The following is a 19,541-nucleotide window of genomic DNA, read 5'->3' on the forward strand; positions in this document are numbered from 1 at the left end:
GATCTCGGCACGCCCGGTGTCAGTACTGGGGCGTTACGTGGCCATTATGGCGCGTGGTGTCCACTCTGTCGCGTTCCGCCGTGCATGTCGGCCCCGCCGTAACGTCCCGACGGTCGACGGGCCCGGGCGCTCAGTCCCGCGCTGTCCCGAACGCGGATGCTGTCCCGAACACGGATGCTGTCCCGAACGCGGATGCTGTCCCGAACGCGGATGCTGTCCCGATGGACGGGCCGAGGGCGGTGGCCGCCGCGGTGGACTCCGGTGGGGCGCTCCCCGGTCCGCTCGGCGCGGGGCCGACGAGGTCGGAGATCTGGGTGGCCAGCTCGGCCAGTCCCTTGCCGGTGCATGCCTGGTGGAGCGCGTCCGACAGCGAGGTGGCATCCGCCGCGCCGGTGAGTTCCCGGACCGCCACGGTGAGGCCGCTGACCGCCGGATCACCGATGTTGACCTTCTCCCGGCCCGGAGCGTAGAAGGCACCGTTCTTCAGCCGGGTGAGCTGTTCGCCCACGGTCTCGCCCGGCAGGGTCAGGCCGCGCTCGCGCCAGGCCGCGGTGAGCGGATGCGGGCCCGCGCCGGCCCCCCGCCGGCGCACTGCGTCAACCAGCGCCTGCCGGACGTCCTGCCAGCGGTACATGCCCGCGGTCAGGTGCCGGGAGTCGACGGTGTTCGCCGTGTTCGCCGTGTCCGCCGTGTCTGCCGCGTCCGCCGCCTCTGCCGCGTCCGCCGGGGACGGCGGCAGGCCGAGGAGCCGGCGCAGCGTCGCGAGCAGGGCGGCGGTGAAGTCGTCCGGGTCGACGAAGGGGCGCAGCGCGGCGGCGCGGGCGTCCGTCGCCCGGTCGGCGGCATGGGCGAGCGCGCAGTCGAGGATGCGACCCGGCAACGCGGCGAGGGTGGTCCGCAGGGGTTCCGCCGGAGCGAACGGCGCGATCCCGAGCAGATGGGTGAAGCCCATGACCTGGTGCGCGGCCACCGCCTCGACCCACACCACCAGCAGGGGATCGCGGGCCGCGAGGGCGGACGTCTCCGTCTCCTCCAGGGTGCAGGCGGGGCCGGCGACGCAGGCCGCGCCGCAGCCGAGGCTGCGCCGTCCGGCCAGGGGCACCCGGTCGTAGCGCGCGTAGCGCGCGCTCTCCCGGTCGTCTCCGGCGACCATCCGGGCCAGCACGGGACGGTCCATGCCGTCCGCGCTTACCGCCGCCACCCCCGCCGGCAGCGCGACGACCAGTTCGGACTGATCGTCGCGCAGGTTCATTGTCGCGCCGACGGCTTCTCGGTCGTCGGCGGCCGGGAGCCGGTGCATCACCTTCAGTGCGGTGTTCTTGATAACGTCGGGAAGGATCTTCGCTGGGATCTGCTCCACGACAACGAGCCCCTCGCCGTAGGCGCGGATCTCCGCGAGCAGTGAGGCGAACAGGTCGACGGAGGCCGCGGCCGGGCCGTCGGTGACGTTCTTGAGCAGCCGGTGGGCCTCCTCCAGGACCAGGACGTGGCGCAGTCCGCCCGCGCCCGCGGTGGCGTACCGGACCCGCAGATGCTCCACGACGCGGATCAGGACGGCGCCGAGCAGGAACGCCTTGTCCTGGTCGCTGGTGATGTCCTCCAGCTCGAAGACGACGTTGCGCGCCAGCAGGGCGCCGATATCGATCGGATGCCCGCCCTCGAAGAACCGACCGGGAGAACCCTCTCGCAGGCTACCGATGCGCACGTCGACAAAGCCCCGGACGTCCGCCGTGACCTCCACGCCGTAGCCGATGTTCTCGACCACCCTCGTCGCGGTGCGCTGCAGGTCCCCGAGGGTCGGATATCGCCTGCGCACGTCGACCTTCGGGTCCTCCTCCGGCCCGGTCACCCGGAATCTGGGCCGGTGCGCGGGCTCCGGCCGGTCCAGCACCAGGTTCCATCCCAGGTCCTGGTAACAGACCGTCAGCGCGCGGGCGAGCACCTGGGGGAACGGCTCGTGCGCCTCGAACGCCGCCAGGAACAAGGCCCGGACGAGATCGATGTGGCTCTGCAAGGGAAAGCCGGGCTCGGGTTCCAGCGGGTTCAGTGACGCCGGTGGAGCGTCGAGCCGGCCCGGCCTGATGACGAGCACCTCGGCGAGGCCGGCGAGCCGCCCGGCCATCCGGGCGTACTCGGCCTTGGCCGGCTCCAGGACCAGCCACGGAACGGGCGCCGGAGCACGGGTCAACGACTCCAGCAGCGACCGCACGGTCTGTGACTTCCCGGATCCGGTGGCGCCGCAGACGAAGGCGTGCCGGTTGAGCGTCGCGAGGGAAACCGAGAACGCGCCGGCCGGCATCCAGCCGGCGTCGAGCACGTCGCCGAGCCGAACGGCGCCGGGCGTTCCCCGGGGGTCCGCGGGACCGGACCGGTTCGGACCCTCGGGCGTCACGTCGAAGGCGTGCGGTGTGATCAGGGTGATGCCCGGCAGCTCACGGCCGGGCGGCCGGGCCAGCGCCGCCAGCAGCTCCGCGCTCGCCCGCGGCGAGGACCGCGGTGAGCCGGCCAGCCCGCCGGCTCCGGCTCCGACCCCGGCTCCGACCCCGCCGAGGGCCCCCGCGAACGAGGTGACCGGGCCGGTCGGACGCAACGTGTAGGGCAGCCGGTCGAGATCGCTGGAGCTGCACAGCAGGGCGGCCAGCGAGACCGCGCCGGCCGGGGTCACCCCACCGACCAGGATCTCCACGTCCCACATGCCGCTCGACGCGCCCCGGCCCAGTTCCCGGTAGCGGGCCTCCGCGCGCTCCAAGTCGAGCCGGGCGCCCTGGTCGTTCTCCCGCCGGCGCAGCACGGGGATCGATCGCGCGAGGTCCGCCCGTTCCTCGGCGAGATGCTCGGGGGGCACCGGCCACGCGAGCACAAGCCAGGCGAACGGGCCGACGAGATGCGCGGCGTAGTCGTCGAACGATCCGCGGCGGGTGTCTGGCTGCCGGGCGTCGGTGCCGGGATCGGCGGCCCACAGGGCATCCGGGAGGCCTTCGCACCGCAGCCAGTAGGGGAAGCCGGCGAGCTGGGCGGGTACGGCGTCCGGTGGCAGCGCCACCGCTGTCGATCCCGGGGGGTACAGCAGCGGAACCGCGGTTGCGGCTGGTGTCGACGTGGCTGTTGCGAGCGACGTGGCCGCCGCGGTCGGGTCTGTCGCGGTCGGGTCCGCTGGGAAGAAGGGCCGGCCGCCGGCGAGGAACCGGATGTGCGCCTCACCCGGGCCCCGTAGCCAGGCGACGGCGATTCCCGGCCGGGCTGCTCCCGGCACCGGGTACGGGCCGCCGCGAGTGGACGCACCGGAGGCGGTGGGTTCGTGGCCGGGCCCGAGCGAGGTCAACTGCGCGTGCGCGCCGACGAGGGCGGCGAAGAGCGCGGCCGGTACGGGATCGGGCCGGTCGGGTGTGTCGGGTCGCCGAGGGGCGGTGAGGATGCGGTGGAACCGGAAACCGGCGAGCACGATCGGAGGGGCCTATTCGTGCCGGCCGCGCTGGGAACGGCTGCCGGCCGCCCGTACCACCATGCGGGCTCCTCGTGGTCTTCGTCTCGTCTCTCCGTGAACATACTTCTGATCATCGGTGCCGATGTGGCAATCTATCACCCTCCGCTGGGCATTGGATCCGGATCGTGTCCATCGTTGCTCGAAGTATCCGAATTCCGAGATCGGGGAGGAGTGAAGGTCGAACATGGAGGCATGGACGGCTGTCTTCGATCGTCACGGTCCCGGGCGCATGGACTCCCGTCGCCGTGATCGCGGTCTGCGGGTGTCGTGGGCCGACGCACCGGCGGCTGCCGCGGGATACCTCCCCAGGTCGGGGTACCTCGCCGGGCTGGGCGACCTCGCCAGGCCGGCGTGAATGATACGTATTGTCATCGCCGGTGCATCATGGCCGCAGCCGGATGGCACGGGCGTGGCGGCCGTCGGGGGCGGCAAGGGTCACGGGGGTGGCAAGGGTCACGGGGGTGGCAAGGGTCACGGGGGTGGCAAGGGTCAACAGCGCGTCGCAGCCTCGCCCGTGGCGTCGTCCCGGAAGTCGGAGGCATGGCCGATCATCGCAGGAATCGCCGCCGGACCGAGACGCGTACGAGCCCCCCGCGGGGTCGCTCGGTCGCGGTCGGTGCCGCCGCGGTGGGTGTGACGTTGGTCGTGGGGGCGGCCAGCGCACTTCATCTCAGCAGTCCCGCTTCGGACCCGGACTCCTCGCATGACCTGTCGGTGTCCGTACCGTCCGGGCCGAGAGGCGCAGCCCGGCTCGGACGCACATCCGGGCTCGGTCCCACCTCCGAAGCACGCCCGTCGGGCGTGGGTGGGCCGGTGAGGACGAGCCGGGTGGCCGGTACCGGCGCGGACGGCAGGGCGGGGCCCGCCTCCGACCTCACCGCGATCCCCGGGGTCGGACCGGTGATGATGACGAAGATTCCGCAGGCCGCCCGGCAGGTGATCGTGGTGAGCGGCATCGACCGGAATGCGAACACCAACAACGTGACGCTGTGGGAACGGGCCGATCCCGGCTCCGCCTGGAAGACCTACGGCGCCCCGCTGATCGGCCGCAACGGCGCCGATGGCTGGACGTACGACCATCGGGAGGGCGATCTGCGCAGCCCGATCGGCGTGTTCAGTCTCACCGCCGCCGGTGGCAAGCTCGCCGATCCGGGCACCGGTCTGCCCTACGAGTATCGCCCGTCGTTCTACCGGGCGACGGGTCCGCGGGGCGAGCCGATGCCCGATGCGTTCAACTATGTGGTCGCCATCGACTACAACCGACTGCCCGGGTATCCGCCGTCGGACCCGACCCGTCCGCTGGGCCCGCAGATCGGCGGGGNCATCTGGCTGCATGTCGACCACAGATCGCCGACGCGGGGCTGCATCGCGGTGGAACAGGACGCCCTCGTGGCCATTCTCCGTTGGCTGACCCCGATGGCCCATCCCATGATCGTTATGGGAGACGTGGCGGATCTCGGCGCCGACAACGTGCGCCCCTGAGCCCCTTTCCTTGCCTATCCAGAGAGATAAATCGAGCACAAAAGCCTCTGGATAGGCAAGGAAGCCGACGAGGCTCAGCCGGCCGGCTTCTCCGCGTGCCCACCGAACTGCTTGCGCATCGCCGACAACAGCTTGTCGGCGAACAGGCCCTCCCCGCGCGAACTGAACCGCTCGTAGAGGGACGCCGTCAGCACATGGGCGGGAACGCCCTCCTCCACGGCGGCCAGTACCGTCCAACGTCCTTCCCCGGAGTCGGACACCCGGCCGCTGAACTCGGTGAGTCCGGGATCCTCCTGCAGCGCGGCGGCGGTGAGGTCGAGCAGCCAGGAACTGACCACGCTGCCCCGCCGCCACACCTCGGCGATCGCGGTGGTGTCGAGGTCGTACTGGTAGTACTCCGGGTTGCCCAGCGGGGCGGTCTCGGCGTTGTGCTCGGCGGACGTCGTGCCGATGTTCGCCTTGTCGAGCACCGCGAACCCCTCGGCGAAGGCGGCCATCATGCCGTACTCGATGCCGTTGTGCACCATCTTGACGAAGTGACCGGCGCCGTTCGGGCCGCAGTACAGGTATCCCTTCTCGGCCTGGGTGATCTCGCCGGTCCGGCCCGGGGTCCGCGGGATGGTGCCGACGCCGGGTGCGATCGTCTCGAACAGCGGCTCCAGGCGGGCCACGACCCCCGGTTCGCCGCCGATCATCAGACAGAAGCCGCGTTCCAGCCCGAACACGCCCCCGGAGGTGCCGACGTCGACGTAGTGGATGCCCCGCTCGACGAGCGACGCGGCACGCAGGATGTCATCCCGGTAGTAGGAGTTGCCGCCGTCGATGATCACGTCGTCCGGCGCGAAGTGCTCGGCCAGGGCCGAGACGGTCTCACCGGTCAGCCCGGCGGGCACCATGATCCAGGCAGCCCGGGGTGGACGCAGGGCCGCGGCGAACTCGGCGAGGCTCCGTGTCTCCGTGGCGCCCTCCGCAGCCAGGGCCTTAACGGCCTCGGGGTTGACGTCGTAGACCACGCATTCGTGACCACCGCGGATCAGCCGGCGCACCAGGTTGGCACCCATCCGGCCGAGTCCGATCATCCCGAGCTGCATCTTCATCTCTCCGCTGGTTCGTCTCGATGGCCCGCTCCGGCGTGTCGCCGGGACGGGCCCGGCCTGGCGCTCCTGACGCCATTCTCCGTGCTGCATCCGTGCTTCCCCGTCCGTGGTGCACGTGCTTCTCGTCTCCGAGTCGGCGCCCGCGCCGGACCGGACCGGCCACGGACCGTCCGGACCGGGACCCCGAAAGTTCCCGATGATCTTCAGTTGGCGTGGATCGAGCGGCAGATTGTGACGAGCAGCGACGGAGGGCTTGTGAGCGAGCCGGGTAGGGCAGGGGAGGCGGCCATGGATGCCGACGTGGACGTGATCGTGCTCGGCGCCGGGCCCGCGGGCGAGAACGTCGCCGGCCGCTGTGCCGACGCTGGTCTGTCCGTCATCGTCGTCGAACGCGAGCTCGTCGGCGGGGAGTGCAGCTACTGGGGCTGTATCCCGAGCAAAACCCTCCTGCGGCCGGGGGAGGTGCTGGCGGCGGCCCGCCGCGTTCCCGGCGCGGCGTCGGCGGTCACCGGACCCGTCGACGCCGCCGCGGCGTTCGCCCGGCGAGACTGGATGGTGGGCGACTACTCCGATTCCTCCCAGGTGCCCTGGCTGGTCGACAAGGGCGTCGAGTTGGTGCGCGGGACCGGGCGCCTGGCGGGGCCCGCCGGCCGGGTCGCGGTGACGCTGCTGGACGGCACCCGCCGGGTGCTGACCGCGTCCCGAGCCGTGGTCGTGGCCACCGGGACGCGGGCCACTGTTCCACCGATCCCCGGCCTCGCCGACGCCGAACCGTGGGACAACCGGACCGCGACCGGCGCCTGGAAGGTCCCGCACCGCCTCGTGGTGCTCGGCGGCGGCGCCGTGGGGGTGGAACTGGCCCAGGCCTTCCGCCGGCTCGGTAGCGCGGAGGTGACCTTGATCGAGGGGTCACCCCGGCTGCTCGTCCGGGAGGAGGAGTTCGTCGGCGAGCAGTTGCGGGCCGCCTTCGAGGCGGCCGGCATCACGGTGCGGCTCGGAAGCCGGGCGGTCGAGGTCCGCCGGGCCCGGACGGGACCGGATGGCCCGGCCGGGCCGGTGACCGTCACGGTGGAGCCGGTGGATCCGGCGGATCCGGCGGATCCGGGTGAGCCGGTTGAGCGGCGGCCGCGCCGCGATGCCGTGGTCGCCGACGAGATCCTGGTCGCCGTCGGGCGCACCCCGGCGACCGGCGACCTGGGCCTGGAGACCGTGGGCCTGCAACCCGGGCGGTTCATCGAGGTCGACGACCGGCTCCGCGCGGTCGGCGTGGCGGGGGACTGGCTCTACGCGGTCGGCGACGTCTGCGGCCGCGCGCTGCTCACCCACATGGGCAAGTACCAGGCCCGGCTGGCGGCCGACGTCATCACCGGCCGCCGGGACCTCGCCGGCGCTCCCGTGCGCGACCTGGCCGACCCGGCGGCCGTCCCGCGGGTGACCTTCACCGATCCGCAGGTCAGCGCGGTCGGACTGACCGAGCGGGCCGCGCGGGAGGCCGGGATCGCCGTGCGGGCCGTGAGCGTGCCGACCGGATCGGTGGCCGGCGCGTCGGTGCGGGGGGAGGAGATCACGGGCACGTCGAAGATTGTCGTGGACGAGGCCCGCCGGGTGCTCGTGGGAGCGACCTTCACCGGTCCGGACACCCAGGAGATGGTGCACGCGGCCACGATCGCGATCGTCGGAGAGGTGCCGTTGGAGCGGCTGTGGCACGCGGTCCCGTCGTTCCCGACAGTCAGCGAGGTCTGGCTGCGACTGTTGGAGGTATACGGATGACGTCGTTCCGTGGACGTCGTTGCGCGGACCGCGGCACCGAACCGCCTGGGCGGGGCCGCGGATCGGGTTGGCCGAGCCTTCAGGACGGTCCGCCGGTCGCCGCCGGGGCGCGGTGGTCCGTCCGGCCCAGCCGGCGCACGTCGGGCGCGCCGAGCCGGGCCGCGTCGGCGGTCGCGTCGTCGGCTTGCCGCTGCGAGGCCCGTTCGGCCTCCACCCGGGCGAGGTAGTGCGCGACCTCGCGGGCGCGGGTCACCTGGTCCCAGCCGAGCACGGGGGCGATGAGATCGGCCACGTGCTCGGCGGCCTCCACCCCCCGGTCGATGGTCTCGATCGAGACGCGGGTCCGCCGGGTGAGCACGTCCTCCAGGTGCAGCGCCCCCTCGTGGGAGGCCGCGTACACCGCCTCCGCGGCCAGGTAGGTCGATGCCCCGCGCAGCGGCTGGGCGAGATCCGGTCGCGTCTCGATGAGGTCCAGAAGCTCCTCGGTGAGGGTGCCGTAGCGGTGCAGGAGGTGCTCGATCCAGCCGACGTGCAGCCCCGCGCGGCGGGCGAGGGTCTCCCGGGCGTTCCACAGCGCGGGGAACCCGTCCGCGCCGAGCAGCGGGATCTTCTCGGTGCACGACGGCGGCACCGCCCGGTTCATGCCGTGCACGGCCGCGTCGACGGCGTCGGCGGCCATCACCCGGTAGGTCGTGTACTTCCCGCCGGCGACCATCGTCAGCCCGGAGACGGGGCTGACCACGGCATGCTCGCGGGACAGCCGCGAGGTGTCCTCGGACTCCCCGGCGAGCAGCGGGCGCAGCCCGGCGTACACCCCGGTGATGTCCGCCGCCGTGAGCGGCGTGCGCAGCACCCGGTTGACCGTGTCGAGCAGGTAGTCGATGTCGGCGCTGCTGGCCGCCGGATGGGCGAGGTCGAGGCTCCAGTCGGTGTCGGTGGTGCCGATGATCCAGTGGCTGCCCCACGGGATGACGAACAGCACGCTCTTCTCGGTGCGCAGGATCAGGCCGGTGACGCCATGGATGCGGTCGCGGGGCACGACGATGTGCACTCCCTTGGAGGCTCGGACCGACAGCTGGCCACGCCCGCCTACCATCGCCTGGATCTCGTCGGTCCACACCCCGGCGGCGTTGATCGTCTGGCGGGCCCGCAGCTCGATCTCGGCGCCCGACTCGAGGTCACGCACCCGCACGCCGGCGACCCGGTCGCCCTCCCGCAGGAAGCCGGTGACCCGCGCGCTGGTCGCGATGAGCGCCCCGTAGCGAGCAGCGGTCCGCGCGACGAACACGGTGTGCCGCGCGTCGTCGACCTGGCCGTCCCAGTACTGGATCGCGCCGACGAGGGNGTCCGGGCGCAGCGACGGGAACTCCCGCAGCGCCGCCTTGCGGGTCAGGTGCCGGTGATGGGGCATGGTGGCGTCGCCGCCCGGCCCGACGCGGGCCAGCCCCTGCCCGAGGGTGTCGTAGAGCAGCACACCACTGCCGATGTAGGCACGTTCCCAACCGTGGCGGGTCAACGGCAGCAGGAACGGGATGGCCCGGACCAGATGGGGCGCGAGCGTGTCCAGCATGAGGGACCGCTCCCGCAGCGCCTCCCGGACCAGCGGGGCGTTGAGCTGCTCGAGATACCGCAGCCCGCCGTGGATGAGCTTGCTCGACCGGCTGGACGTGCCGGCGGCGAGGTCGCGCGCCTCGACCAGGGCGACGGACAGGCCCCGGGTCACCGCGTCCAGCGCCACCCCCGTACCGGTGACCCCGCCGCCGATCACGGCCACATCCACCGGATCCGCTCCCATCCGGCGCAGTGCCTCGGCGCGGCCGACCTGGTCGAGTCGGGCGGTCGGGGTTCCGTGTCTGGTCGGCGTCATCGCCAGTTGCTTCCTCTCCTGCGAACGTCCTCGCGTCCCGTCGTCGTGATCGCCCGGGACGCTCCGGCGGCTCGCCACCCATCGTGCCGGCTGTCGGTGTCCGGTGTCCGGCGCCCGGGCGCGGGATCGTTGAACGTCCATGAACGTCTGTGAACGTCCGGCCGGGGCGTGGTGGGATGCGAGTGCGACCGTCCCGGGATCCCGCGTAAGGCGACCAGATGGGCGACCAGATGGAGGTCAACACCAGATGGAGGTCAACGCATGGACCTGACCCACCCGCCGGCCGAGGAACGGTTCCGTGCCGAGTTGCGGGCCTGGCTCGCCGAGAACATCCCCGCAGCCTGGACGGAGCCCGGGTTCTGGGCCGGCGTGGGGGAGGCCGAGGGCTTCGACCTGCGGCGGGACTGGGAGCGGCGCAAGGCGCTCGCGGGCTTCGCCGGGATCGACTGGCCGGTGGAGTACGGCGGCCGGGGNGGNACCCCGGGGATGAGGGCCATCTACGACCAGGAGACGCAGCTCGCCCGGGCGCCGCGCTCGGTCAACACGCTGGGCCTGGCCTTCCTCGCGCCGACGGTGATGGCGGTCGGGACGCCCGAGCAGAAGCGCGACATCCTCGGGCCGATGCTGCGCAACGAGGTGATCTGGTGCCAGGGCTTCTCGGAACCCGGCGCGGGCTCCGACCTCGCGGCGCTGCGTACGTCCGGGGTACTCGACGGGGACGAGTACGTGGTCAACGGGCAGAAGGTCTGGACGACGTTCGCGAACCGCGGAGACAAGATCTTCACCCTGGTCCGGACCGAGCCCGGCAGCCGGCGCCATCACGGCATCTCGCTGCTGCTCATCGACATGCACGCTCCCGGGGTGGAGGTCCGGCCGATCCGGCAGATGAGCGGCGTCAGCGAGTTCGGCGAGGTCTTCCTCACCGACGTGCGGGTGGCGGCGTCGGAGTGCCTGGGCGGGATCGGCAACGGCTGGGCGACGGCGATGCTTCTGCTGTCGTTCGAGCGCGGCGCGTCCGGGATCAGCCAGTACACCGGATTCCGGCGCAGCTACGACGAGATCGTCCGGGTCGCCCGGGCGCTCGGGCGCGACACCGACCCGGTGCTGCGCCAGGAGCTGGGCCGGCGCATGGTCGAGCTCGAATGCCTGCGTTACCACTCGATGCACGTCCTCACCCAGGTAGAGCAGGGCCGTGACCTGGGGGCCGAGTCGTCGATCACCAAACTGCAGTGGTCGGAGACGTACCAGGACCTGTTCGAGACCTTTGATGCGCTGCTCGGCGCCGATGTGGCGCTCACCCACCCCACCGCGGACCTCGATCTGACGACGCTGCGGCAGGAGAGCTTCTGGACCCGCTCCGTCACCATCTGGGGTGGATCCTCGCAGGTACAGCGCACGATCGTCGCGGAGCGGGTCCTCGGCCTGCCACGCGGATCATGATTATGGTCGCGATTCGGGCCTGTGCCTGTGCCCGGGCCTGTTCATCTCGCTGATCCCGCCTCGCCCCGCCTCCGGAGGTCCGAGCCCGTGTTCTTCGCCCTCACCGACGAGCAGCGCGCGCTCGCCGCCACCGTCCGGGACTTCCTGGCCGACCGCTTCGATCTGACCGCCGTCCGCGCGGTCTTCACCGATCCCGACGGTGACGGGCACCCCCCCGAGCTGTGGAAGGCGATCGGCGAACAGGGCTGGCTCGCGGTGTGCGTGCCCGCGCGGTTCGACGGTCTCGGGCTCGGGTTGCTCGACGCACAGATCATCGCGCGGGCGTTCGGAGCGGGGGTGATCCCGGGGCCCTGGCTGCCGACCGTGCTCGCGGGCGAGGCGGTGCGGCTCGCCGGCTCGGCGGACCAGGCGGCGGCGGTGCTCGCCCCCCTCGCCGCCGGTGACCTGGTGGCCACCGTGGCGCTGCGGGGCCCGGGCGGGGGATACGACCATACCGGCATCGCGGTCCGCGCGACCGCGGGCGGTCGGCTGGGCGGTGTCGCGTCCGGCGTCGAGTATCTCGAGGTCGCCGGGCTCGTGGTGGTCGCCGCCGTCGGCCCCGCCGGGGTCGGGCTCTATCTGCTCGATCCGCGTGGCCCGGGGGTGACGGTCACCACCCAGCGCGGCTTCGACGGCACCACCCGGCTGGCCTCGCTGTCTCTGGCCGACGCGGCCGCGACCCGGCTGCCGGCCTCCGACGCCGCGGTCGCCGCGGACCTGGTCCGTCGTGGCGCCCTGCTCACGGCCGCGGACCTCGTCGGTGTCGCGCGGGCCGCGCTGACCCGGACCGTCGCCCACGACATCGATCGGGTGCAGTTCGGCCGGCCGGTCGGTTCGTTCCAGGCGCTCGCGCACCATCTCGCCGATCTGCATGTCGCTGTCACGATGGCCGAGCATGCGGTGCTGTACGCGGCGCACGCGCTCGACACTGCCCTGCCCGACGCGGAGCTGGCGCTCGCGGTGGCGAAGAGCAAGGCCAACCAGGCCGCCGGGGACGCCACCGCGGCGATGATCCAGTACCACGGGGGGATCGGCTACACCTGGGAACATGACGCGCACTTCTTTTACAAGCGGGCCAAACGCCAGATTCCTGCTTTTGGTGACACCCCTGCGCATCTGGAGCGCATCGCGGTGCTGACCGTCGACGCATTGCCCTGACCGCCCCCGATCCCGCAGCACTCGCAGCGGTGCTGGTCCTTAGCGCGTCAGCGTATGGTCGAACAGCTGCCGGGCCGGGCCCAGGGCCGCCCGGCGGTCGGCGGGAGCCAGCCCGATGCGCGTCCGGCGATCCAGCAGGTCCGCCGGGTCGAGCGCGCCTTCGTCCCGCACCGCGAACAGCAGCTCCGCGCCGGTGACCGGCGTCCCCTCGGCGACGGGTGCCAGCAGGTCGGGGTCGCCGTCGGCCAGGGCCAGCACCCTCGGTGCCTCCGTCCCGTACCGCTCGACCAGACGGCGCGGCGCGGCCACCGTGGCGAGGACCGATCGAGGTGCCGCACCGACCAGGCCGAGTCGCCGGGTACGGCAGGGGCCGGCGTCGAGGTCGCCCACCGCGACGGCGGCGTCCACCGCGTCTGCGGCCATCCGTCGATAGGTCGTCAGTTTGCCGCCGACCACCGTGACCAGGCCGCCCGGGTCGGTCCGCACCAGGTGCCGTCGGGAGAGATCGGCGGTGCGGGCGGCGCTGGTACGGGGGGCGGCGCTGTGGGGAACGACGGTGTGGTCGGTGCCGGTGTGGTCGGTGCCGGTGTGGTCGGTGCCGGTGTGGTCGGTGCCGGTGTCGAGCAGTGGGCGCAGGCCGGCGAAGGCGCCCAGCCGGTCCGCCGGGTCGATGGGGGTGGCCAGCACGTTCGAGACGATGCCCAGCAGCTGCGCGATCTCGTCCTCGTCGGGCACCGGGACGTCGACGACCTCCTCGACCGGCACGTCGGTCAACCCGACGTAGACGCGGCCGTCGTCCTGGGGCAGCACCAGCGCGAACCGGTTCCGTTCACCCGGCATCGGCAGGGACAGCGCCGCGCGGGTCCCGGCCAGGACGGTGGAGCGCAGCACGAGGTGGGTGCCGCGGCTCGGCCGCAGCCGGATCCCCGGAGCCAGGGCCGGCGCCCACACGCCGGTGGCGTTGACCACCGTCCGCGCACGCAGGGTGATCCGGGTACCGGTGAGGGTGTCCACCGCGGTCGCCTCGATCCCACGACAACCGTGCCGGCTCGGGCCGCGGGGTCCGCCGTCGAGGCCGCCGCCGTCGAGGCCGGTCACCCGCAGCCGGGTCAGGATCCGGGCGCCGAATCCGGCTGCGGTCCGGGCCAGCGCGACTACGAGACGGGCGTCGTCGACGAGCCGGCCGTCCCAGTGCAGCACCCCGCCGCGCAGTCCGGCTTCCCGGAGCGCGGGAGCCACCCCGAGCGTCTCCACGGCGGTCAGCCGGCGTGGGCCGGGCAGGACCGCGCGGGGCGTGCCCGCGCCGCGGCGCAGCAGGTCGCCGAGCCACACCCCGGCCTGGACCAGCGCGGCGTTCGACCGCGGTACTCCCGGGGTCAGCGGGGTGAGCATGGGCAGCGCCCGCACGAGATGGGGCGCGGTGTGCCGCATCAGGATGTCGCGCTCGACGGCGCTCTCCCGCGCCAGCGCCACATCTCCGGTGGCCAGGTAACGCAGCCCGCCGTGAACGAGCTTGGAACTCCATCGGCTCGTGCCGAAGGCGAGATCGTGCGCCTCGGCGAGGACGACGGACAGGCCGCGGGAGGCGGCGTCCAGGGCCACCCCAGCCCCGGTGACCCCACCGCCGATCACCAGCAGGTCCACCGGGCCGCCAGCCGCGACGGCGGCCAGCTCCCGTTCCCGCCGCCCGGCGTTCAACGAGGTCGCCGTGGTCGGCGGGAGCGTCAGAACCGTCATGGTGATCCCCCAATGCTCTCCTTGACCGGTTCCGGCGCGAGGTAGCCGCGCAGGAGCCGGCGCAGTTCGGCGGTCCGGGTCGCCGCGGGGACACCGCAGCCGAGGGCCTCGGCGGACAGGACGAAGGACTGCACGACGAGCAGGACCATGAGGGCCAGCGCCGACGGGTCCTCGGGCCGCACGGCGCCGTTCGCCTCGGCGGTGCGGAACTGGCTCGTCAGCAGGTCCAGGATCATCTGTTGGGTGGCGCCACGTCGCTCGATCAGGTACGGGATCAGCAGCTCGGGATCCGTCTCGATGATCCGCAGATAGAGCGGGTTGGTGCGGAACGCCTCCACCGTCGCGATGATGTGCTCGACGAGATCGTCGACCAGCCCGCCGTCCGGAGGCCCGCCGTCCGGCCCGGCCTGGGCCATGGCCGACGCGGCCGTCACAACCTGGGTCCACTCGCGCGTCATCACATCACCGACCAGCGAGCGCAGGTCCGGCCAGCGTCGATAGAGGGTCATTCGGCTCACTCCGGCGCGGCGCGCTACCTCGGTCAGGGTGGTCCGCCGGACCCCGACCGCCAGCAGGGACGCCTTGGCCGCGTCGAGGACGGCCTCCTCGCCGGCGAGAGCCATCCGGCAGCCCTTCCTCCCGCCCGTCGCCACGGGCGCGGGGAGCGGCGCCGCCGCGCGGGATGTGTCATCGTAGGACGAGACCTTGTGACAATGTGACGTTGGCTGTCACACTGTCTCGTAGGAGATTCTACCGAGGCACCACCGGATCGGACAGGCGGTACGCACGCCGATGACGAGCACCGACGAGGCCCACGAGAAAGCCTGTGAGATCGTCCTGGCCGAATCCGTCTGGTGGGGCTGGGGCCCCGCCGAGGCGCATGACCCACTGCCCGATTCCACCCGCCTGCTGCTGGCTCGGCTCGGCATTCCCGCCCGTCCTCGCCCGCCCGTCCCGCTCGCCGAGGTACGCCTGCCCGCGTCGCGGCTGCCGGATCCGGCCCGGGCCGCGCTCGCGGCGGTCGTTGGGGACGGCGAGGTCCGGGTGGACGATGTCGCGCGCATCCGGCACTGCCGGGGCCGCTCGACGACCGATCTGTTGCGCCTGCGGGCCGGGGACGCCTCCGCCGCGCCCGACGCGGTCATCCGGCCCGCCGATCATGACGAGGTGCTCGGCGTGCTGCGGGTCGCGACCAGAGAGCACCTCGTGGTCGTGCCGTTCGGGGGCGGTACCTCGGTCGTCGGCGGCCTTGCGCCGCCCGAGCGTGGCGACCGTGCCGTCGTCGCCCTCGACCTCGCCCGGCTGGACCGGCTCGGCCGGGTGGATCCCGACTCCGGCACCGCGGAGCTCGGCGCCGGGCTGCGGGGCCCTCGGGCCGAGGCGTTGCTGGCCGAGCACGGTCTCACGCTCGGGCACGTCCCCCAGTCCTGGGAGTACGCCACCATCGGTGGCTACGCGGCGACCAGGTCCAGCGGCCAGGCGTCCGGGGGCTACGGCCGGTTCGACGAACTGGTCGTCGGCCTGCGGGTGGCCACGCCGGTGGGTGGCTGGGAGCTCGGCCGCGCCCCGGCGTCGGCTGCTGGACCGGACCTGCGGGAGCTGCTACTCGGCTCCGAGGGCGCCTTCGGGGTGATCACCCAGGTCGTGGTCAGGGTCCGGCCGCTGCCGGCCCGGCGCGGCTACGAGGCCTGGTCGGTGCCCGACTTCGCGACCGGCACTCGGCTGCTGCGTTCACTCGCCGCCGGCGACCTGCGGCCGACGGTATGCCGGTTGTCCGACGAGACGGAGACCGTCGCGGGGCTCGCGCGGCCGACCCGGTCGGGCGGCGAGCGCGGGGGCGGCGCCGTCGGCTGCTACCTGGTGACCGGCTACGAAGGCGACGATCGCGCGGTGGAACAGCGTTCCGCGGCGGTCGCCGCTGTTCTGCTCGCCGGGGGCGCCAGGCGGCTCGGCGCGGCGGCCGGCCAGGACTGGGAGCAGGGTCGGTTCCGGGCGCCCTACCTGCGCGACGCGCTGCTGGACCAGGGCATCTTCGCCGAGACCCTGGAAACGGCGGGATTCTGGACGGCGCTGCCCGGGCTGTACGCGGCCGTCCGAGACGCGCTTACCACGACGCTGGCCGCCGCCGGCCTGGCACCGGTCGTCATGTGCCACATTTCTCATCTGTACGCCACGGGGGCTTCGCTCTACTTCACCGTCGTCTGCGGCGAGGGCGACGACCCGATCGGGAGCTGGCGGGCGGCCAAGGCCGCGGCCACGGACGCGGTCGTCGCCACGGGCGGCACGATCACCCACCACCACGCGGTCGGAACGGAGCACCGGCCCTGGCTCGACGCCGAGATCGGCGATCTCGGCGTCGAGGTGCTCCGGGCGGTCAAACGGACGCTGGACCCGGCCGGCATCCTCAACCCCGGGGTTCTCGTCGCCTGAGGGCACTACCGGGCGCACCGGGTCGACCCGGGTCGACCCGAGGGGAGCCCGGGTAGACCAAGGGTGTGGAGACCATTGCCGCCTGTGTGGTTGTCCTGCTCTTCCTGCTGATCCCGGCGGTCATCGTCGGTGCGGCCCTGGGCTGGGCCTACCACCGTTGCGCGCCGCTGCGGGCCCGGGCAGCCGTCGAGGCCGCCCGGGAGCAGCGGGCCCACCCCTGAAGACCGGGGGCGCGGCGGCTCGGAGCGGCCGACCGGCTCCGCCCGGCCCGATCAGGCCGGGCGGAGCGTCGATCCCCGGGATGTCCGGACAGCGTCTCCGTCAGGATGAGGCCATGAGCACCGGACCGTGCGAGCCGGCTCCGGGTCACCCCGGCGGGCCGGGCGGTGGCGTCGACCGTGATCGTGACCATGCCGGGGACCCGGAGTTCGCCCCGGCGACCCGCGGCCTCGTCGTCGTGGGACCGGGGGCGAGCTTCGGTTCCGACCTGTTGCGCCGGTTCGGCCGGGAGGGGTTCGCCCTGGGGGTCGTCTCCCGGTCTGCCGACACGCTGACCCGGGTGAGGGACGAGCTCGCCGAGGACGGCCTGGCGGTGCACGGCGCCGTCGCCGACGTCACCGACCAGCCGGCCCTCACCACGGCCATCCAGCGGGTGGCGGCCGACGTCGGGGGGCTGACGGTGCTCGTCTACAACGCCAAGCTCAGCATCCGCGGCGGCGCCCTCACGGTGAAGGCCGAGACGATGAACCAGACCCTTGCGGTGAACGTCACGGGCGCGCTCACCGCGGTGCAGGTGGCGGCAGACCTCCTCGTGGACCGGCCGGCCGCGACCATCCTGTTGACCACGGCCGGATCGCGCACCGAGCCGGTGGCCGGCCGGTTCGCGCTGGCGATCGGCAAGGCAGGCCTCGCCGCCCTCGCCGATGCGGTACGGCCGATGCTGGCCGCGCGGGGTGTCCGGCTGCGCACGGTGGTTCTCGACGGCAGGGTGGACGCCGCGGGCCCGCTACGTCCGGGGGTGGTCGCGGACCACTTCTGGCAGGCGTTCGCCGCCCCGCGGGGCGACGTTTTCCGGCTCGCACCGGCCAGACGGGCCACTCCGGTGGCGCAGCTCCCGCTGGAGGTGTGAGCTGGTGGCGGCTGGCGGCTGGCGGCTGGCGGCTGGCGGCTGGCGGCTGGCGGCGGCTGGCGGCTGGCGGATCATGCTCCGGGCGGCGACCGATGGTATCTGGTTTGCCCGGTCTGGTCGGTCAAGTCGGTAATCCGACACCGATGTCGCACGGATAGATCGGACCCGCGGCCGTGCGGAAAGCACGGAGCATGCGACGATCCGGCAGGGCCAGGCACAGGACAACCGCCAGGCGGACATCGACAGGGCGACGGCGTGCTCCGGCGCAGCATGGCAGGAGATGGACCGGTGAACGACGGACGTGACGGTGACGGGCAGCAGCCTACGGACAGCACCCATGGGATGCCTCCGGACGGTGATGGGACGCGGCCCGCGAACCAGAACAGGCCGGCCCGTCCGGGCGCCCCGGTGGGACCACCGCCGCCCGCGGACTCGTTCCGGCCGGCGCGGCCGGTCGCGCCGACCCGGAGGGGCGACCGGCCTGCCGGTTATGAGCCGCCGGCCGGTTATGAGCCGTGGGCCGGCTCCGGCGCTCAGGGTGGCTACGACGGCACCACGGTCCTGGGCGCGACGCCCGGGACCATGGGGATGGGGAACATCACCGCCCGCGAGGGCGGCGGACCCCACGATCGGCTGCCCGGCGCCGTCGGCGGGGGNGGNAAAGGCCCGGAGGGATTCGCCGGGGCGCCAAGCGGCGGCACGCCCGCCGTGCCCGCCAAGCCGCGTCGCCGGCGCCGGAAACTGCTCATCGCGCTGGTCGCCCTGATCGTCCTGTTCGTCGTGGGCGACCGGGTCAGCGTGGTGATAGCCAAGGATCAGATGCGCAAGCAGGTCGAGGCCGGCGTAGCCGAGAACATCAAGCCGGGTGATCCTGTCCCGACGGTCAAGAGCGTGAGCATCGGCGGATTCCCGTTCCTTACCCAGGTCCTGTTCGGAAAGTTCACCAACATCGGAGTAGAGATCGAGGGCATCCCGACGCCGGGCCCGAAGATCTCGTCGGTGAAGGCCAATCTGAAGGGTGTACACGTACCGCTCGGTGATGCCATCACCGACAATGTCGGACAGGTGCCCGTCGATCGCGTGCGGGCCACTGTGGGCATGACCTACAACGACCTCAACGCCTACCTCGCCGGGCAGCAGGTGCAGGTGGAGCCGGTCGACGGAGGAAAGAAGATCGAGGTGACTGGCACCGTCAACGTGCCGGTGCTGGGTACCCAGCAGGTCGGTGGGATCACGACGTTCGAGGTCCGGAACAACATGCTCACCCTGGTGCCGAGCGAGGTGAAGCTCACCGGAGCTGTGAACCTCGGATTCAGCGTCCCCGGAGAACTCCTGCCGTCCATCCCGATCCCGATCTCCGGTCTGCCATTCAACCTCCGCATCGTCGAGGCATCCACGAACGCGACCGGTCTCTCACTCACCGCAACTGCCGAGGACGTGGTGCTCCCGGCGTCCTGAGTCCTGAGTGGCGACCCTGAGCCCTGACATGATTTCCGCCACAGTTGTGCCGGTCCGGAATGCCTCGCGCGCGGTGGTCGAGCCGTACCGACCGCACTCCCCCCGGCCGGGGCCCGGATCGGATCCGGTCGAGGCCGCCTGTGGCCCCTCTCTTCCCGGACTACGTCCTTCCCGGAGTGCGTCGACCTGTCGACGATCGTTCGACGCGCGGCACCTCCCGGCGTTTCATCAGCCGATTTCTGGTGGTCGTCCGTTGGCTGATCGTCCGCTTTCGTGGCGTGCGTCCCGGGTGCCGCCGAGGCCTGCGGTCGCTGGTCGGATCGGCGACAGATGCCACTGTCGGGGACCGTCGGCCGTCATTCTCATAGGGTGCCGGACGGGGGACATGCGTCATCGTCGTCACTTCCGGGGCACGGTCACCGAGCTTTCGCGGCACGGTCACCGAGACGA

At 72.7% G+C, this 19,541-nt stretch carries 14 protein-coding genes; 9 read left to right on the forward strand and 5 right to left on the reverse strand.

What is annotated here, in order from left to right; translation table 11 throughout:
* Positions 1-130: 130 nt before the first annotated feature.
* The gene (locus tag ALLO2_RS08215; protein WP_023841021.1) at positions 131-3,442 is read right to left on the reverse strand and encodes an ATP-binding protein; all 3,312 of its coding nucleotides are present in this window, start codon (positions 3,440-3,442) and stop codon (positions 131-133) included.
* Between the two features lie 226 nt (positions 3,443-3,668).
* On the opposite strand from ALLO2_RS08215, the gene ALLO2_RS27025 reads away from it, so the two are divergent.
* Entirely contained in the window at positions 3,669-3,839 is a 171-nt protein-coding gene (locus tag ALLO2_RS27025; RefSeq protein WP_023841020.1) for a hypothetical protein, read from the forward strand.
* A gap of 473 nt (positions 3,840-4,312) precedes the next feature.
* Complete coding sequence (locus ALLO2_RS08220) at positions 4,313-4,966, forward strand: L,D-transpeptidase family protein (protein ID WP_232234970.1); 654 nt, start codon at positions 4,313-4,315, stop codon at positions 4,964-4,966.
* A gap of 74 nt (positions 4,967-5,040) precedes the next feature.
* Here ALLO2_RS08220 and gnd read toward each other — a convergent pair whose 3' ends face one another.
* Complete coding sequence (gene gnd / locus ALLO2_RS08225; RefSeq protein WP_023841018.1) at positions 5,041-6,057, reverse strand: phosphogluconate dehydrogenase (NAD(+)-dependent, decarboxylating); 1,017 nt, start codon at positions 6,055-6,057, stop codon at positions 5,041-5,043.
* Between the two features lie 294 nt (positions 6,058-6,351).
* Between gnd and ALLO2_RS08230 the strand changes: the two genes are divergently transcribed.
* Complete coding sequence (locus ALLO2_RS08230) at positions 6,352-7,833, forward strand: NAD(P)/FAD-dependent oxidoreductase (RefSeq protein ID WP_011435389.1); 1,482 nt, start codon at positions 6,352-6,354, stop codon at positions 7,831-7,833.
* 79 nt (positions 7,834-7,912) lie between these two features.
* Here the strand turns inward: ALLO2_RS08230 and ALLO2_RS08235 are convergent, their stop codons facing one another.
* Positions 7,913-9,700, reverse strand: a complete 1,788-nt coding sequence (locus ALLO2_RS08235; protein WP_035730938.1) for a glycerol-3-phosphate dehydrogenase/oxidase — start codon at positions 9,698-9,700, stop codon at positions 7,913-7,915.
* 261 nt (positions 9,701-9,961) lie between these two features.
* Between ALLO2_RS08235 and ALLO2_RS08240 the strand changes: the two genes are divergently transcribed.
* The gene (locus tag ALLO2_RS08240) at positions 9,962-11,140 is read left to right on the forward strand and encodes an acyl-CoA dehydrogenase family protein (protein WP_011435391.1); all 1,179 of its coding nucleotides are present in this window, start codon (positions 9,962-9,964) and stop codon (positions 11,138-11,140) included.
* Positions 11,141-11,227: 87 nt separating this feature from the next.
* Complete coding sequence (locus ALLO2_RS08245) at positions 11,228-12,337, forward strand: acyl-CoA dehydrogenase family protein (RefSeq protein ID WP_011435392.1); 1,110 nt, start codon at positions 11,228-11,230, stop codon at positions 12,335-12,337.
* 39 nt (positions 12,338-12,376) lie between these two features.
* On the opposite strand, the gene ALLO2_RS08250 is transcribed toward ALLO2_RS08245, so the two are convergent.
* Complete coding sequence (locus tag ALLO2_RS08250; RefSeq protein WP_035730939.1) at positions 12,377-14,074, reverse strand: glycerol-3-phosphate dehydrogenase/oxidase; 1,698 nt, start codon at positions 14,072-14,074, stop codon at positions 12,377-12,379.
* The gene (locus tag ALLO2_RS08255) at positions 14,071-14,697 is read right to left on the reverse strand and encodes a TetR/AcrR family transcriptional regulator (RefSeq protein ID WP_011435394.1); all 627 of its coding nucleotides are present in this window, start codon (positions 14,695-14,697) and stop codon (positions 14,071-14,073) included. Before ALLO2_RS08255 ends, ALLO2_RS08250 begins: the two co-directional genes overlap by 4 nt.
* Positions 14,698-14,866: 169 nt before the next feature.
* Here ALLO2_RS08255 and ALLO2_RS08260 point away from each other — a divergent pair, with 169 nt between their 5' ends.
* The 4 genes from ALLO2_RS08260 (at position 14,867) to ALLO2_RS08270 (ending at position 19,091) form a co-directional block, all read left to right on the forward strand.
* Positions 14,867-16,504 (forward strand): FAD-binding oxidoreductase, encoded by a 1,638-nt coding sequence (locus tag ALLO2_RS08260; RefSeq protein ID WP_023841016.1) that lies wholly within the window; start codon positions 14,867-14,869, stop codon positions 16,502-16,504.
* 65 nt (positions 16,505-16,569) lie between these two features.
* The gene (locus ALLO2_RS26245; RefSeq protein ID WP_023841015.1) at positions 16,570-16,725 is read left to right on the forward strand and encodes a hypothetical protein; all 156 of its coding nucleotides are present in this window, start codon (positions 16,570-16,572) and stop codon (positions 16,723-16,725) included.
* Positions 16,726-16,838: 113 nt separating this feature from the next.
* A complete protein-coding gene (locus tag ALLO2_RS08265) occupies positions 16,839-17,633 on the forward strand; it encodes an SDR family oxidoreductase (RefSeq protein WP_023841014.1) in 795 nt (264 codons plus the stop codon).
* 288 nt (positions 17,634-17,921) lie between these two features.
* Positions 17,922-19,091, forward strand: coding sequence for a DUF2993 domain-containing protein (locus ALLO2_RS08270; RefSeq protein ID WP_011435397.1), 1,170 nt, complete (start codon positions 17,922-17,924; stop codon positions 19,089-19,091).
* Positions 19,092-19,541: the final 450 nt, after the last annotated feature.

It is taken from the genome of Frankia sp. Allo2 (assembly GCF_000733325.1).
Lineage (GTDB): Bacteria > Actinomycetota > Actinomycetes > Frankiales > Frankiaceae > Frankia > Frankia casuarinae.

Bases quoted from the DNA above. Each gene is read 5' to 3' on its own strand.
- ALLO2_RS08260 (WP_023841016.1), top strand. From the start codon at position 14,867: ATGACGAGCACCGACGAGGCCCACGAGAAAGCCTGTGAGATCGTCCTG.
- ALLO2_RS08230 (WP_011435389.1), top strand. From the start codon at position 6,352: ATGGATGCCGACGTGGACGTGATCGTGCTCGGCGCCGGGCCCGCGGGC.
- ALLO2_RS27025 (WP_023841020.1), top strand. From the start codon at position 3,669: ATGGAGGCATGGACGGCTGTCTTCGATCGTCACGGTCCCGGGCGCATG.
- ALLO2_RS08255 (WP_011435394.1), bottom strand. From the start codon at position 14,697: ATGGCTCTCGCCGGCGAGGAGGCCGTCCTCGACGCGGCCAAGGCGTCC.
- ALLO2_RS08265 (WP_023841014.1), top strand. From the start codon at position 16,839: ATGAGCACCGGACCGTGCGAGCCGGCTCCGGGTCACCCCGGCGGGCCG.
- gnd (WP_023841018.1), bottom strand. From the start codon at position 6,057: ATGCAGCTCGGGATGATCGGACTCGGCCGGATGGGTGCCAACCTGGTG.
- ALLO2_RS08250 (WP_035730939.1), bottom strand. From the start codon at position 14,074: ATGACGGTTCTGACGCTCCCGCCGACCACGGCGACCTCGTTGAACGCC.